The 14,398-nt window shown below is 57.5% G+C and carries 12 protein-coding genes; 3 read left to right on the top strand and 9 right to left on the bottom strand.

Going from position 1 to position 14,398, the window contains the following annotated elements:
• Nucleotides 1-42 precede the first annotated feature (42 nt).
• On the top strand, nucleotides 43-744 hold the full coding sequence (locus ABIE13_RS18160; RefSeq protein WP_354446427.1) for an ABC transporter ATP-binding protein: 702 nt from the start codon (nucleotides 43-45) through the stop codon (nucleotides 742-744).
• Nucleotides 745-830: 86 nt separating this feature from the next.
• Here ABIE13_RS18160 and ABIE13_RS18165 read toward each other — a convergent pair whose 3' ends face one another.
• A complete protein-coding gene (locus ABIE13_RS18165) occupies nucleotides 831-1,598 on the bottom strand; it encodes a GntR family transcriptional regulator (RefSeq protein ID WP_354446003.1) in 768 nt (255 codons plus the stop codon).
• A 360-nt stretch (nucleotides 1,599-1,958) separates the two neighbouring features.
• On the opposite strand from ABIE13_RS18165, the gene ABIE13_RS18170 reads away from it, so the two are divergent.
• Together ABIE13_RS18170 and ABIE13_RS18175 are read left to right on the top strand one after the other, a co-directional pair.
• Nucleotides 1,959-3,005: an aromatic ring-hydroxylating dioxygenase subunit alpha gene (locus ABIE13_RS18170; protein ID WP_354446005.1), complete on the top strand. Its 1,047-nt coding sequence runs from the start codon at nucleotides 1,959-1,961 to the stop codon at nucleotides 3,003-3,005.
• A gap of 100 nt (nucleotides 3,006-3,105) precedes the next feature.
• Nucleotides 3,106-4,071, top strand: a complete 966-nt coding sequence (locus tag ABIE13_RS18175) for a PDR/VanB family oxidoreductase (protein ID WP_354446007.1) — start codon at nucleotides 3,106-3,108, stop codon at nucleotides 4,069-4,071.
• Between the two features lie 44 nt (nucleotides 4,072-4,115).
• On the opposite strand, the gene ABIE13_RS18180 is transcribed toward ABIE13_RS18175, so the two are convergent.
• The 8 genes from ABIE13_RS18180 to ABIE13_RS18215 form a co-directional block, all read right to left on the bottom strand.
• Nucleotides 4,116-5,282: an acyl-CoA dehydrogenase family protein gene (locus ABIE13_RS18180; RefSeq protein WP_354446009.1), complete on the bottom strand. Its 1,167-nt coding sequence runs from the start codon at nucleotides 5,280-5,282 to the stop codon at nucleotides 4,116-4,118.
• A 1,045-nt stretch (nucleotides 5,283-6,327) separates the two neighbouring features.
• Nucleotides 6,328-7,065, bottom strand: coding sequence for an enoyl-CoA hydratase/isomerase family protein (locus ABIE13_RS18185; protein ID WP_354446011.1), 738 nt, complete (start codon nucleotides 7,063-7,065; stop codon nucleotides 6,328-6,330).
• 240 nt (nucleotides 7,066-7,305) lie between these two features.
• Nucleotides 7,306-8,460, bottom strand: a complete 1,155-nt coding sequence (locus ABIE13_RS18190) for a YgeY family selenium metabolism-linked hydrolase (protein ID WP_354446013.1) — start codon at nucleotides 8,458-8,460, stop codon at nucleotides 7,306-7,308.
• A 20-nt stretch (nucleotides 8,461-8,480) separates the two neighbouring features.
• Complete coding sequence (locus ABIE13_RS18195) at nucleotides 8,481-9,794, bottom strand: MFS transporter (RefSeq protein WP_354446429.1); 1,314 nt, start codon at nucleotides 9,792-9,794, stop codon at nucleotides 8,481-8,483.
• A gap of 159 nt (nucleotides 9,795-9,953) precedes the next feature.
• Nucleotides 9,954-10,892: an N-carbamoyl-D-amino-acid hydrolase gene (locus ABIE13_RS18200; protein WP_354446015.1), complete on the bottom strand. Its 939-nt coding sequence runs from the start codon at nucleotides 10,890-10,892 to the stop codon at nucleotides 9,954-9,956.
• A gap of 44 nt (nucleotides 10,893-10,936) precedes the next feature.
• The gene (locus ABIE13_RS18205; RefSeq protein WP_354446017.1) at nucleotides 10,937-12,202 is read right to left on the bottom strand and encodes a Zn-dependent hydrolase; all 1,266 of its coding nucleotides are present in this window, start codon (nucleotides 12,200-12,202) and stop codon (nucleotides 10,937-10,939) included.
• Complete coding sequence (locus tag ABIE13_RS18210) at nucleotides 12,199-13,431, bottom strand: diaminopropionate ammonia-lyase (protein WP_354446019.1); 1,233 nt, start codon at nucleotides 13,429-13,431, stop codon at nucleotides 12,199-12,201. Before ABIE13_RS18210 ends, ABIE13_RS18205 begins: the two co-directional genes overlap by 4 nt.
• A gap of 21 nt (nucleotides 13,432-13,452) precedes the next feature.
• Nucleotides 13,453-14,349, bottom strand: a complete 897-nt coding sequence (locus tag ABIE13_RS18215; protein WP_354446021.1) for a MurR/RpiR family transcriptional regulator — start codon at nucleotides 14,347-14,349, stop codon at nucleotides 13,453-13,455.
• Nucleotides 14,350-14,398 lie beyond the last annotated feature (49 nt).

The following is a 14,398-nucleotide window of genomic DNA, read 5'->3' on the forward strand; positions in this document are numbered from 1 at the left end:
CCACTCGCAGGCCAAACGACGACGACCGCTGCATCAACAACGATGTTCCGCATCGAGGACATTCACACCTATTACGGTGATAGCCACATCTTGCGAGGGGTAAGTCTGGACCTGAAGCAAGGCCAGGCAGTCGGCCTCCTTGGCCGCAACGGCATGGGCAAGACCACGTTGATCCGCACACTCATGGGTTACGTGCAAGCACGAGCGGGAAAAATCTTTGCCGATGCCCGTGACATGACAAACTCTCCACCCGAGAAGATGGCGCGCCTCGGTGTCGGCTACGTGCCCGAAGGCCGTGGCGTGTTCCCGAACCTGACCGTCAAGGAAAACCTGCAAATGAGCGCACGCGCAGGTTTGGGAGGCGACCGCCATTGGACATGCGAGCGCGTACTGGAGACGTTTCCGCGCCTCAAGGAACGCTGGAGCAACCGCGGAGACCAGCTCTCAGGTGGCGAGCAGCAAATGGTCTCCATCGGCCGGGCCCTGATGACCAATCCGCGCCTGATGATCCTGGACGAAGCCACTGAAGGCCTGGCGCCTTTGGTGGTCAACGAGATCTGGCGTGTGGTTGCAGAGATCCGCCAAGCCGGCATATCCACGCTCATTGTTGACCGCGACTACAAAAAGGTTCTTGCGCACACCGATCATGCCGTCGTGATGGAAAAAGGCCGTCTCGTGGTGGCCACCAATTCAGCGCAATTGTTGGCTCAACCCGAAAAACTCGCGCAACTTCTAGGCGTTTGACGTGTTGCATTCGGCAACACAGGAAGAGCGTGCGGGAGGGGCCATGAGCTTTTTCGCTGCAGCCGGCGCTTGCAATGTGCAGGCCTTCAAGGACGCACGATCATGCGCAAGCCCGCCAGATCCAGCGACGAGTCTCCCTGCAAGAAGATCTGATGAAGGTATTTCCAGGTTGAGCGCGAATGCTCAATCGCCAACGCTTCAGCTCGCGTGCCTTCGCGGAGTTCGATGGCTTCCACAATGGAGCGATGCTGCTCCTGCGCATAGATCACCACTTGCAGCAACCCGTCCAGATTCAGCGGGGAAGCACTTGCAAAGGCATTCGGCGTGGCAAAGGGAAGCACCACCAGTCGCTCAAGCGAGCGCTTCACCATCGGACTATTGCAAGTGTCTTGCATCAAATCGTGGAACTGATCGTTCAGACGTACGTATTCAGCCAAATGGTCCCACGAATGCTTGAGATTCTCGACCGCTACATCGAGCTGCTTCACGACCTTCTTAAGCGCTTTCAGCACTTCGGGTGGCGCTCCTCGTTCTGCGGCCATGCGTACCGCCATGCCTTCGAGATTTCCGCGCACGGCAATCGCATCAAACACATCGTTTACCGAGAACTTGACCACAGCAAAGCCTCCACCGGGAAGCGGCTCCATCAGACCTTCTTCGCATACACGTTGCATTGCAGTGCGCGCGGGCGTACGGGATACGCCCAAAGTGTCGACGAGCATTTGCTCAAGTACACGCTCCCCGGGGCGCAAGCGACCGTCAATGATGTAGCCGCGCAGTCCCATGATGGCTTTGATCGTCTGGGATGCACGAGAGTCTTTGGCGGAAGTAGGTTCTAGGTTTTGGTCTGCCATGGTTCAGATTATCTTAGTTCGAAGCCTTTTGCGTATACGTGATCATGCTCGTTTTCCCTTATTTTCTCTATTTTTCATTTGAAAAATAAGCAATATTGGCGTCAAATCACACATCACGTATACGTTCATGCAGTCCACTCTGCTGACGCCTACGTTAGTACACATGTTCGCGATGCGTCGAAACGAATTCAGGAGTCAAAGGCTTGTCGCCAATATATACGCGCCAAAAGACCGCTTGCGGTTGGCCCACGTGATTGCCTTGCAACCGCATTCGCTAGGTCGAAGAGCCCTAAGAATTCTCTAGATCTTCATCGGACTGAGTAACTTTTCTCCGTCTCATCTTTCAGTTGGGAGAACGATATGTTCATCAAAGACGCTTGGTATATCGCAGCCTGGGCTCACGAGGTCAAAGAGCAAGTCCTGGCTCGCAAAATCTGCAATGAGTCGATTGTGATTTTTCGAGACAAAGCTACCCAGAAGGCAGGCGCGTTGCGAGACCGTTGTTGTCATCGTGGCACCCCTCTGAGTTACGGGCAGGTGGTCGACGCGGGCCTGGAATGCGGCTATCACGGCTTGGTCTTCAACACTGCAGGGACCTGCGTTCACATTCCCGGCCAAGCAAAAATTCCCAGCAAAGCGTGTGTTCAATCGTTCCCGTTGGTGGAAAAGGATGAATTTCTGTGGATCTGGATGGGTGACCCCGAGAAGGCCGACGTCAGCAAAATCGTTGACTATCCGTATCACAACGATTACGGCAAGTGGCCGCACAAACATGAGGTCTATCACGTCAAGGCCAACTCCATGCTCATGGTCGATAACTTGATGGATCTGACCCATCTGGCATATGTGCACAAGAGCACTATCGGTGGCAGCAATGCCAACGCGCACATCGAAGCGCAGATGAAAGTCACGCCCAAGGATACCGGCCTGCACTTTATCCGCTGGTTGCTGAATTCGACACCACCACCCACCTATAAAAAAGCCGTTCCAGATATCGGTGAGCGCGTTGACCGGTGGATGGAGTTCGAGTTCGTTGCGCCTGGCAGCGTCATTCAGTGGACAGGCGGACTCAAGACGGGCCTGGATGCTCAGAACAACCGCGACCAGGAAGGCGGTTTCTCTCTACGCATCTTCCACGGCCTGACACCCGAGACCGAAAACAGCTGCTATTACTTCTGGTCTGCGGCCAACGGCTATCGCCAGAACGACCCTCAGGCGACAGAAGATCTGTTTCACGAAATTACCGTGGCGTTCAGTGAAGACAAGGGCATTGTTCAGGCCCAGCAACGCATGTTGGACGAAACCGGCACCAGCGGTTTGGTCGACATCGTCTCTGATCAGGCTCGCGTACACATGCGAAGGACAGTGACCAAATTGCTTGCCCAGGAGCAGCAAAGCGCTGCTTGAACACTGAAGGTACGACACGTGAGGCCTCTTATAGGAGACCCATTGTTCGCACTTTCGGTATCTCAGTGATCCCGAACGGCACGCGCCGATAAAAATTCTTATGAGCACCCCGAAACTGACTGTGCGTGTGGCGCGCAAAACACTGGCAGCCGATGGTATCTGCTGCATTGAGCTGGTGGCGGCAAACGATGCTGTACTCCCCGCGTTCACTGCGGGTTCCCATATTGACGTGTACTTGCCTGGGGGCATCGTTCGCCAATATTCGCTGTGCAACGATCCGGACGAAACCGGTCGCTATGTGCTGGGCGTGCTGAGTGATCCCAACTCGCGCGGTGGGTCCAGAGCGATGCACGAAGTGGTGTTGGAAGGAGATTCGCTGGAAATCAGCGTGCCCAGGAACCATTTCGAACTGTCTCCCAATGCACAGCAGCACGTGCTTTTTGCGGGAGGCATTGGCGTCACCCCCATCCTCAGCATGGTGCATTTTCTGGCTCGAAACAGTCAGCCGTTCAAGTTGCACTACTGCACTCGCTCCAAAGCCACTACAGCGTTTGTGGAGCCTTTGTCAGCAGCCCCACTCGCAGCGCATGTCACCCATTACTTTGACGACGCCATCGACGCGCCCAAGCTTGAACTTGAATGCGAGCTGAAGACGCTGCGCCCCGGAACGCACATCTATGTCTGCGGTCCCAAAGGCTTCATGGATTGGGTGCTGGGCACCGCCCGGAGTTGCGGCTGGCCCGAGAGTCAGTTGCACTATGAGTTCTTTGCGGCCCAAGCACCAGATCTTTCAGAGGCTGGTAGCTTCGATGTCAGGATCGCGAGCAGCGGACAAGTCATTCACATCGCCAAGGACAAGACTGTCGTGCAAGCTTTGGCCGAATGTGGAATCGAGATCGAAACCTCATGCGAACAGGGCATTTGCGGCACCTGTCTGACCGGGGTGAAGGAAGGCAGGCCCGATCACAAGGACCTTTTTCTCACCCCAGAGGAGCACGACTTGAATGACCAATTCACGCCCTGCTGTTCTCGCTCGCTCACACCATTATTGGTGCTTGATTTGTAGTTTCAGGCGACGACAGTCACCGCAATCTAGCTCACTCGCTGCAATCAATAGGACTTGGGCAAGCCCAGCACACGTTCCGCGATATGGCTTAGAACGAGCTCGCGGCTGACCGGCGCAATGCGGGGCAGCATGGATTCCCGGAAATAGCGCTCCACGTGGTATTCCTTGGCATACCCGAAGCCACCATGCGTGCGCACGGCCCTGTCGCAGGCAGTAAATCCAGCCTCAGCTGCAAGAATCTTGGCCGCATTGGCTTCTGGTCCGCAGGGAAGACCACCGTCGTAGAGTTCCGCCGCGTGATAGACCATCAAGTTCGCCGCTTCCAGCTCTGCCCAGCTTTCAGCCAGTGGGTGCTGGATGGCCTGGTTCTGCCCAATCGGACGTCCGAAGACGATGCGTTCCTTGGCATATGCCGTGGCTTTGGCCAGTGCCCGCCGGCCGATACCCACAGCTTCCGCGCCCACCAGAATGCGTTCCGGGTTCATGCTGTCCAGAATGATCCGGAAGCCCTGCCCCTCTTCACCAATCCGGTCTTGCTCTGACACCGGCAGATCCGAGATGAAGATGGCATTCGAGTCCACAGCAGCGCGGCCCAGCTTCTCAATTTCCCTGACCTCAATGTGCTTACGGTTCAGATCGGTATAGAACAGCGTAATGCCCTCTGTGGGCCGCTTCGGATCGTACGGCGCAGTGCGCACCAGCAACATGATCTTATTGGCCACTTGGGCGGTTGATGTCCAGACCTTCTGGCCATTGATCACATAGCCGTCCTTTGTCTTCACCGCACGCGTCGTCAGTTGCGTGGTGTTCAGACCGGCGTCGGGCTCTGTGACACCAAAGGCAGTGAGGTCTTCACCGCGTATCAGCGGCGGCAGCATGCGCTTGCGCTGCTCTTCTGTGCCATGCTTGACCATGGCGTGCGGTCCAAAAATGTTGATGTGAATGCTCGAACACGCCGCCATGGTGCCGGCAGAACTTGCCACGAGCTGCATCATGTAAGCTGATTCGGTCACACCCATGCCTGCGCCGCCATACTCTTCCGGCAGCGCAATGCCCAGCCAGCCAGCCTTGGCCATGGCGTCGCGAAATTCGTGAGGGAACTTGTGCTCACGGTCCAGCCGCAGCCAGTAGTCGTCGTCAAACTTGTCGCACAAGTCGGTGATGGCGTCACGGATTTGCGCCAGTTCTGGGGTGATAGTGGGCTTGGTCATGGCGGTAGTGCTTGATGCAAGTTGGGGTGAAGCGGCACGTATTGAGGTGCAGCACTAATGTGCAAGCATACAATCAGTTTGATATTTTAATGTACCATCTTTAGAACTTTTTTGGCCGCGCGTCACATTCGGTTCGTGAGTTCCACCAAGTTGTAAAGACGGAGTCCAGGGCATGGCCCCGAATCAATGCAGCTCGCCCCGGCTGTTCCCCCTGGGAGCGCCAAGCTCCAGCTTGGCATTTCAGCGTTGGCAGTGCCCCCGAATTGCCAAGCTGGAGCTTGGCGCTCCCAGGAAATACCACCTGCGTCCAACTCGCGCATCCACGAAGCTGGAGTTCCTCCCAAACAAACCGGCCCTGGCTCCGGCTGTTCCCCCTGGGAGCGCCAAGCTCCAGCTTGGCATTTACAGCGTTAGCAGTGCCCCCGAATTGCCAAGCTGGAGCTTGGCGCTCCCAGGAAATACCATCTGCGTCCAGCTCGCGCATCGACGAAGCTGGAGTTCCGCCCAAGCAAACCGGCCCTGGATCCGGCTGTCTCCCCCTGGGAGCGCCAAGCTCCAGCTTGGCATTTGCAGCGTTAGCAGTGCCCCCGAATTGCCAAGCTGGAGCTTGGCGCTCCCAGGAAATAACACCTGCGTCCAACTCGCGCACCGACGAAGCCTCAGTTCCGCCCAAGCAAGCCGGCCCTGGATCCGGCTGCCCCCCCCTGGGAGCGCCAAGCTCCAGCTTGGCATTGCAGCGTTAGCAGTGCCCCCGAATTGCCAAGCTGGAGCTTGGCGCTCCCAGGAAATACCACCTGCGTCCAACTCGCGCATCGACGAAGCTGGAGTTCCTCCCAAACAAACCGGCCCTGGATCCGGCTGCCCCCCCCCCTGGGAGCGCCAAGCTCCAGCTTGGCATTTGCAGCGTTAGCAGTGCCCCCGAATTGCCAAGCTGGAGCTTGGCGCTCCCAGGAAATACCACCTGCGTCCAACTCGCGCATCGACGAAGCTGGGGTTCAGCCCAAACAAACCGGCCCTGGATCCGGCTGTCCCCCCTGGAACGTATTCAGTTTCCCGTGAACCGCGCCGTGCGCTTCTCGTTGAACGCGGCAAGGCCTTCCTTCAAGTCGTCGCTTGCCATCATGTCTGCGACCAGGGCTGACTCGACACTGAAGCTCTCGGCAGGAGACTTGGGTGTCGTCATGGAAGTCCAGCGTTTGACTGCAGCCACCACCTTGGGCGAAAGCGCAGCCAGATGGGCCGCAGTCTCCAGCGTGGCATCTTCTACCTCGCTATCAGGCACCACACGGTTGGCCATGCCCACATCGTAGGCCCGGGATGCCGCCATGGGGTTGCCCATCATCAGGAATTCAACGGCAACCTTCTGTGGAATTCTCCCCGCAAGCGCTGCTCCAATGCCGGCGAACAAACCTACTTTGGCTTCAGGAAAGCAGAACCTGGTGCCCTCGCCTGCAATCACCATGTCAGACATCATGGAAAGCGTAAACCCCAGGCCCACGGTCCACCCCTTGACTCCGCACACCACAGGCTTGCTGACGGGCACACCCATACCGGGCAAACATTTCCAGAATCTTGCCGGCAGATCATTCAAGTCGCCACCGGCACAGAAGTGATCACCATTTCCCAAAATCGCCAGTACACGCTGGGGGCTTTGTTCAAATGCCTTCAAGGCCTCGTGAAGCGACTCAATCATCTCGCGATTCAAGGCGTTGCGAAATCGCGGTCGATTGAGCGTGATGACGCGTACGGGGATCTCAAGGTCGCGCACCAGAATCTCTGACATCCATGTCTCCATCGTCTAAAAGCGCTAAGTTTCCCATCACTTCAGGAAAAGTGAGCGCAGATGTCCAATAGAGGGCTGGCAGCAGACTCTAATGGACACCCCTGTGCAGACGCCCGAAACCGCGCCACTCGGCCTTGGAAATTGTCCCGGCTGTGATGTAAGTGTCGGCCATCTCGAGAACCTGGTCTGGTCGGAGGTCGGGATCGGCAGTGGCGGCTTCTTTATACCCAGCCCGCCAGCCTAGCCCAGGCTGCCGGCCAATGCCAACGTCAGGTGCCTATAGATTTCCCGCGCACCTTCCAACTGAGAGATCTCTACGGACTCGTCAATCGTATGAGCATCTTCCTCACGGCCCGGACCGAGGCCTATGGTGGGAATATGCCGGCGCCCGGCGGACTCCGAACCGTTGGTGCAAAACCGCCAGGTGCCGATGGTCGGTAGCAAGCCCGCTGCTCGCATCGCTGAAACGCCGTGCTGCACCAGTTCATGCTCGCGATCAAGCCGCCATGCAGGCAGCCAGCGAGAGGGGTTCGCGCATGCGCCGGTATAGGTCTTAATCGCATCGCCGCTAATACGTACCGTAAAGTCGTTCACCTGCGCGTCTCGCAGACATTGCTCAATTTCCGAAATCACCTGCTCTGCCGTTTCTCCAGGCAGAGTACGGCGGTCGAACCGTATCGTCGTGCCAATGGGAATCATCGAAATCGACGGATATGGGCTCGAAGTAATGTCTGTGGGAACCAGCAACGCATCACCTAGATCGGTGCTCTTTCCCAAGACCATTGCATCCAGCGCAAGCAAAGCGCGTGCTGCCGCATGCAACGGATTGACACCGCACTCGGGAGAGGCCGCATGCGCGGGCTGACCATGCAAGGTCAGCAGGATCTCCATGCGCCCCTTCTGCCCCGCCTTGATCTGCAGCTTGGACGGCTCGCAAATCACAACTGCGGCAGGTTTGCAAGAGTCCAGTACCGCAGCCAGCGCATGCCCTTCGATCACTTCCTCCATGACGCTGGCAGAAACGGCAACACGGCGCTGGAGTTGCCCGGTCTGCGCGGCGGCAGCCACCGCGCAAATGGCAGCGGCTATGCCGCCCTTCATGTCCGTACTGCCGCGTCCATAGAGCCTCCCATCAGCGATTTCACCGCCGAAGGGGTCGTGCTTCCATTCGCCGGCTACCGGAACGACATCCAGATGTCCGTCAAACATCAGCGCTACTTCCGCGTCTTCAGGACCGACCAGCCCGAGGACCGATCCATTGCTATCGACGGTGACGGCAAATCCTAAGGAACGCATCTTCTGCGCGACAAGAGCCGCGACACTCCCCTCGTCGCCCGACAAGCTCGGCGTCCGCACCATCTCGCGCGTCAGCGCGACCACATCACTCAATTCCATCTCGTGCCCTGGTTAACGCTTTATCGATTGACCAACTTCTTCGGCACCAGAAACACCAGGAACGCCCCAATGAATGCGAAGGCTGCGAGAAAGAACATGCCGTAGTCGGTTGAGCCCGTCGCATCCTTGATAAAGCCAATGGCATAGGGGCTGGCAAACGCAGCCAGTCCCGCAAACGCGTTGATGCCTGCAATACCAGCGGCAGCACTCTTGCCATCAAGAAACGCTGTAGGAAGGCTCCAAAACAGTGGCGAGCACACCATGCAGCCAGCGGCTGCAATGGACAGCATGGCTACCGCCAGCGCAGGGTTCTTGCTGAACAGGGTCGACAAGATCAAGCCTGTTCCTCCGATGATGAACGGAATAATCATGTGCCAACGACGCTCACGAACCTTGTCGGAATGTCGGCAAACCAGGATCATCGAGATCACAGCACAGATGTTCGGGATCGCCGTCAGCAAGCCCACATCCAGCAGCGAGACCACGCCAGTGGACTTGATCACTGAAGGCGTCCAGAAGGCGAGTCCGGACAGGCTCGATACCGTGCAATAGCAGATCAACGCCATGTGAATCACGCGGCGGTCCTTGAGCAGGGACAGCATTGAAACATGCTCCACCTTCTGAGCCTTCTCGGACTGCAGGTTGTACTCAAGGCGCGCTTTGTCTTCATTCGAAAGCCAGCGCGCATCACTCACCCGATCATCCAGTAACTTCAGCACGGCCAGGCCGAGGATCACCGACGGAATTGCCTCGATGATGAACATCCATTGCCATCCGTCCAAACCACCCTTGAAGTGGAATGACTCCATGATCCAGCCCGAAAGCGGGCCACCTAGAATGCTTGCAAAGGGCACGGCCGTCATGAACACGGCGATGATCTGACCACGTCGTTGAGCCGGGAACCAATAGGTCAAATAGAGGATGATGCCCGGATAGAAGCCTGCCTCAGCTGCCCCCAGCAAAAACCGCAAGATGTAGAACTGCGTCGGTGTTCTGGTGAGGGCCATTGCCGCTGAAATGATCCCCCAAAGAATCATGATGCGAGCCAACGTTTTGCGTGCACCGATGCGATGCATCAGCACATTGCTTGGCACCTCAAAGAGGAAATATCCAATGAAGAAAATGCCTGCGCCGAGACCATACATGGCTTCACTGAATTGCAGCGCGTCGAGCATCTGCAGTTTGGCAAAACCCACATTCACGCGGTCCAGATAGGCGGCTATGTAGCACACCATCAGGAATGGAATCAGCCGCCAGGCCACACGGCGATAGAGCCCCTTATCGCGATCTTCACCAGATAAATCGGGTAACGCCCTGCCAGCGCGCGAACCCATCAGGCCCGTGCTGGCAGTCGCTTGATTGCTTTCTCTCATAACTGTCTCCTCATGATTTTCGCAGACAAGGCCATCCCCTGCGGGTCGATCTACGCCTGCATCTGGTTTTCTAATGAAAGGAATTAACGGCAGCAGAAGAGCTACCGTCGTTTGCTATAGCTACACAGCAGTTGGCGCAATCGCGCCACGTTGTTCCGTGATGCGCGAATACGCTTCTGGTCGGCGGTGGCGATCAAAGTTGAAAGTGGTGCTCTTGTAGGAGTTGCACAGATCCAGATCGCAGCGGGCAATCGCCAGTTCGTCGCCCTTGGTCGAGCAGGCCGCCACCACTTCTCCAGAAGGCGCGATGATGGAAGTGCCACCAATCATTTCGCAGCCCTCTTCTTTACCTGCCTTGGCTACGCCGACCACCCAGGTACCGTTCTGATAGGCACCGGCCTGCATCACCAGTTGGTTGTGGAACATCGACAGATCGTCGTGCTCCGGTGCGGGCGGATTGTGCACGGGCGTGTTGTAGCCCAACATGATCATTTCCACTCCCTGCAAGCCCATCACGCGGTAGGTCTCCGGCCATCGACGGTCATTGCACAACGCCATGCCCATAACGCCACCAAACGCTCGCCACACATTGAACGAGGGGCCTGGCTCAAAGTAGTATTTCTCCAGATGCTGGAATGCGCGCCAAGGCTCATTCTGTGCGTGGCCAGGCAAATGCACCTTGCGGTATTTGCCAATAATCTCGCCATCGCGCCCCACGAGAATGGAGGTGTTGTAGCGGTGTGCGACACCGTTTTCCACACTCAGCTCTGCATAGCCTAGATAGAAGCCGATACCAAGCTTCTTCGCTGCATCAAACAGCTTCTGCGTCTCGGGGCCAGGCATCTGGCTCTCGTAGAACATGTTCATTTCCGCAGGGTCTTCCAGATACCAACGCGGGAAGAACGTGGTCAGCGCAAGCTCCGGAAAAACCACCACGTGGCAGCCCATGGCTGCCGCGTTGTGCAGATGTACAAGCAGGCGCTCGATCACTTCTGCACGGGAAGTGTTGCGCTGTATAGGGCCCAGCTGCGCTGCTGCCACGTTGACAATACGGGTCATTGGATTTGTCTCTTTCTGTCTTCAGTTCGGTAACCGATAGCGTCTTAAGGCTGCTCGGCAAGTTCAGTCATCAACGAGAGCAACAGATTCGCTCCCGCTCCAATATCGACAGCGTGCGTGAATTCCTTCACGTTGTGCGAAAGCCCTGCAACGCTCGGCACAAAAATCATTCCCGCCGGACACATGCGTGCCAGCATTTGCGCGTCGTGCCCCGCCCCGCTGGGCATGCGACGCACGGAATGGCCCTGCTCTTTGGCCAATGATTCAACGCGGGCAACGATGCGCTCATCAAACGCAACTGGGTCGAAGTCGGCAAGCGGGCGGTGCGTGAGCTTCACGCCTTCTTCTTCAGCAACCTGAAAAGCGAACGCGAACACTTTGTCTACTGCTTTCTTCAGCGCGTCGGCATCGGTATTGCGAAGATCGAGTGTGAAGACTGCGCGGTTCGGGATCACGTTGATGAGGTTGGGGGTGAGATTGATCTGCCCCACCGTGGCAAGCTGTCCTTTCCCCATTTCTGCGGCCACCTCTCGCGCAAACGCAGCAATACGCATCGCCACAAAGCCTGCGTCATGCCGCAGCGCCATAGGTGTTGTCCCTGCGTGATTGGATACGCCCTCCACCGTGAGCTCAGTCCAGTGAATGCCTTGCACACCGGTGACCGCACCAATCGTGATGCCTTCGTGCTCCAACACAGGGCCCTGCTCCACATGCAGCTCGACAAACGCATGCACATGGTTGTTGCCAACCGGCGCCTCACCTGCGTAGCCTATGCGCTGCAGGTTTTCCCGCACGCTGGTGCCATCGATACCCACCGTATCGAGCGCGTGTTCCAAAGCAAGATCTCCCTGGTACACCTGACTTCCCATCATGTCGGGGGCAAAGCGCGCTCCTTCCTCATTGGTAAAGAAGGCCACAGCCAGCGGTCGTTTGGTCACGATATGGGCGTCATTCAGACTCGCAATCACTTCAAGTCCGGCAAGCACACCAAGATTGCCGTCATAACGCCCCCCGGTGCGCACCGTGTCGATGTGCGAGCCCGTCATCACTGGAGCGAGATCTTCGCGGCCAGCGCGCACGCCCACCACGTTGCCGATGCCGTCTACCGACACAGCCAGGCCCAACTCCTTCATCCAGCAAACCACCAGGTCACGTCCGTCGCGGTCGGCATCAGTCAGTGCCAGACGACATACACCGCCGCCATCGATCGCGCCCACTTCGCCCAGCGCTGAAATGCGTGAAAGCAACCGTGGCTGATCAATCTGCAACTTGTTCACCGCATCGAAGCGGTGCTTGGCAAGCGCGCTCATGCCGCTTCCAAGACCGCATCGTGAGACCTGCCGACGATCCGTTGATAAAGCTCTGGATCTGTTGCGCCTTCACTGCCGAACACCAGGACACGGCTCGCTTTGTCAAGACCCAACTGCTTGCGAACAAGCTCATTGCCTGCCGCACCAAGGCAGCCGACCAACCCTGCCACGGCAGATTCACCGGCCACAATGCAATCATCGCCATAACGGCTGTCAGCCAGGATTCGCATGGCTTCCAGAGCCGATTCGTCGTCAATCGTCATGAACGCTGCGGCGCCCGGACGCAAGATTTCCCATGCCAGCAACGACACCTCGCCACACGCCAGACCTGCCATGACCGTATCGAGGTCGCCATGTACGGCAACTGGTTTACCGGCCTTCGCGCTTTCGAACAGGCATGCGGCCTTATCGGGCTCGACGATTACGAAGCGCGGACGTTGGTCTCCCAGTTTTTCCCAAAGATGCGCGCAGACCGCGGCCGCCAATCCACCCACACCGCCCTGCAGGAACACGTGGGTTGGAAGATCTTTTTCGGGCCATTGCGATATGGCTTCTTCGGCCATCACGGCGTAACCTTGCATGACATCCTTGGGCACATCCATATAGCCCTCATAGGACGTATCCGAAACCACAAAGCGCCCCCAACGTGCGGCGTCCTCTGCCGCCTGGCGAACGGCATCGTCGTAGTTGCCAGCCGTGCGTACCACCTGAGCGCCGTAGTGCGCAATAGCCTCGACACGGCCTCGGCTGACCGTAGCATGCACATAGATGACGCATAGACACCCAAAACGTTGCGCCCCCCAAGCCACGGAGCGACCATGGTTGCCATCTGTTGCGCAAGTCACGGTGATGCTCTTGACGATGTCAGCGTATTTGCCGCTGAGAAGATCCCCCACCCCTACATCTGCCGCGCCGGACCGCGCCTTGATTTCGCGGATCAGCAAACGGCTCACCGCGTAAGCGCCGCCCAACGCCTTGAAGCTGCCAAGTCCAAATCGGCCGCCTTCATCCTTGTAGTGGATTGCGTCTAGATCCACCGTTTTTGCCAGGCCTTTGAGCGAGACCAGTGGCGTCTCCTGGTACCCTGGCCACTGTTTGATTTCAGACGCTGCGAGCGTATAGGCGTCGCCGCCCAGAATGGCGCGCTCTTTCACACCGTATTCAGCATACGGCTGTGCAGCGCCGTTCAGGGTGCTTTGCAAACGAAGGTTGGGCAAAGGGTGGCTCAAGGACAATCTCCAGTAGAAAAGTCAGCGATGCAAATCGCCGTAGTGGTCATGCAAAGCCTCGATCTGCGCAAGACGCTGCCGTGCGGCAGGGCCCAGCGCGAGTCCGAGGCTCGTGCAAAGATGATTAATGACAGACATTGCGGCGATATACGAATCGAAAATGCCTGCGCCTTTGTTGACGCAGCGCAGGATCACATCCGCGCGTGCTGGCAATTCGGTGGCGCTCGGATCGGTTAGCACGATCACTTGTGCGCTCACTTGATTGGCGTGTTCGACCATAGGACGCAGCAGTGCCACCCGACGGCGGAAATCCATGACAAGCAATACATCGCCCTCATTCAGGTCGGCCAGGTCTTCCGCAAGATTCAGCCCCGCACCGGGCACCAACTGAACGCCATCACGTAACTGCGTAAGCAAGGCCCATGCGTACTGAGCTAACACGCGTCCATTGCGGAAACCGGCGATGAAGATGCGTCGGCCTCTTTGCAGCGTCAGAATGGCCTTCTTCAGATCAGCAGGATCCAGCCGCTCGAACGTGTTCGCAAGATTCTGAAGATCGTCGGAAAGATGAGCGCGCAGGGAGTCTTCGGCCACAACGCCACCGGGCTCAATCCCCGCGAGCGCGAACAGGGGCGAGCCCTTGTCACCGGCATCGCGCTGCCGCGATCGCGCATCGTTGAAAGACTCGTAACCGAGCCGCCTGAAAAACCTCCCTGCCGTCGCCTTCGATACGCCCGCCATCTGTGCGAGCTCAGTCGCCGAATAGGCAGCCAGCGTGGACATGTGCGCAAGCGCCACTTCGGCAAGCCTTTGCTCGCTTTCGGTGAAGTCGTGCTGCATCTCCAGTATTCGCTCTTGCATGCTGCTGTCCGTTGGTTTGCGTGTTGACTCGCCGGTGTTCTGAAATTCCTGTTTCATAACTATAGATATCTGGTACAAACGTGTCAAAGAAAATTTCACATTCGGG

Origin of the sequence: Ottowia thiooxydans (genome assembly GCF_040548795.1) — a bacterium.
Classification (GTDB): domain Bacteria; phylum Pseudomonadota; class Gammaproteobacteria; order Burkholderiales; family Burkholderiaceae_C; genus Ottowia; species Ottowia thiooxydans_A.

What these genes read in the sequence shown, in the direction of transcription:
- ABIE13_RS18170 (WP_354446005.1), top strand. Translation starts at nt 1,959, where the DNA reads ATGTTCATCAAAGACGCTTGGTATATCGCAGCCTGGGCTCACGAGGTC.
- ABIE13_RS18190 (WP_354446013.1), bottom strand. Translation starts at nt 8,460, where the DNA reads ATGGAATTGAGTGATGTGGTCGCGCTGACGCGCGAGATGGTGCGGACG.
- ABIE13_RS18215 (WP_354446021.1), bottom strand. Translation starts at nt 14,349, where the DNA reads ATGAAACAGGAATTTCAGAACACCGGCGAGTCAACACGCAAACCAACG.
- ABIE13_RS18200 (WP_354446015.1), bottom strand. Translation starts at nt 10,892, where the DNA reads ATGACCCGTATTGTCAACGTGGCAGCAGCGCAGCTGGGCCCTATACAG.
- ABIE13_RS18175 (WP_354446007.1), top strand. Translation starts at nt 3,106, where the DNA reads ATGAGCACCCCGAAACTGACTGTGCGTGTGGCGCGCAAAACACTGGCA.
- ABIE13_RS18205 (WP_354446017.1), bottom strand. Translation starts at nt 12,202, where the DNA reads ATGAGCGCGCTTGCCAAGCACCGCTTCGATGCGGTGAACAAGTTGCAG.
- ABIE13_RS18195 (WP_354446429.1), bottom strand. Translation starts at nt 9,794, where the DNA reads ATGGGTTCGCGCGCTGGCAGGGCGTTACCCGATTTATCTGGTGAAGAT.
- ABIE13_RS18160 (WP_354446427.1), top strand. Translation starts at nt 43, where the DNA reads ATGTTCCGCATCGAGGACATTCACACCTATTACGGTGATAGCCACATC.
- ABIE13_RS18185 (WP_354446011.1), bottom strand. Translation starts at nt 7,065, where the DNA reads ATGTCAGAGATTCTGGTGCGCGACCTTGAGATCCCCGTACGCGTCATC.
- ABIE13_RS18165 (WP_354446003.1), bottom strand. Translation starts at nt 1,598, where the DNA reads ATGGCAGACCAAAACCTAGAACCTACTTCCGCCAAAGACTCTCGTGCA.
- ABIE13_RS18180 (WP_354446009.1), bottom strand. Translation starts at nt 5,282, where the DNA reads ATGACCAAGCCCACTATCACCCCAGAACTGGCGCAAATCCGTGACGCC.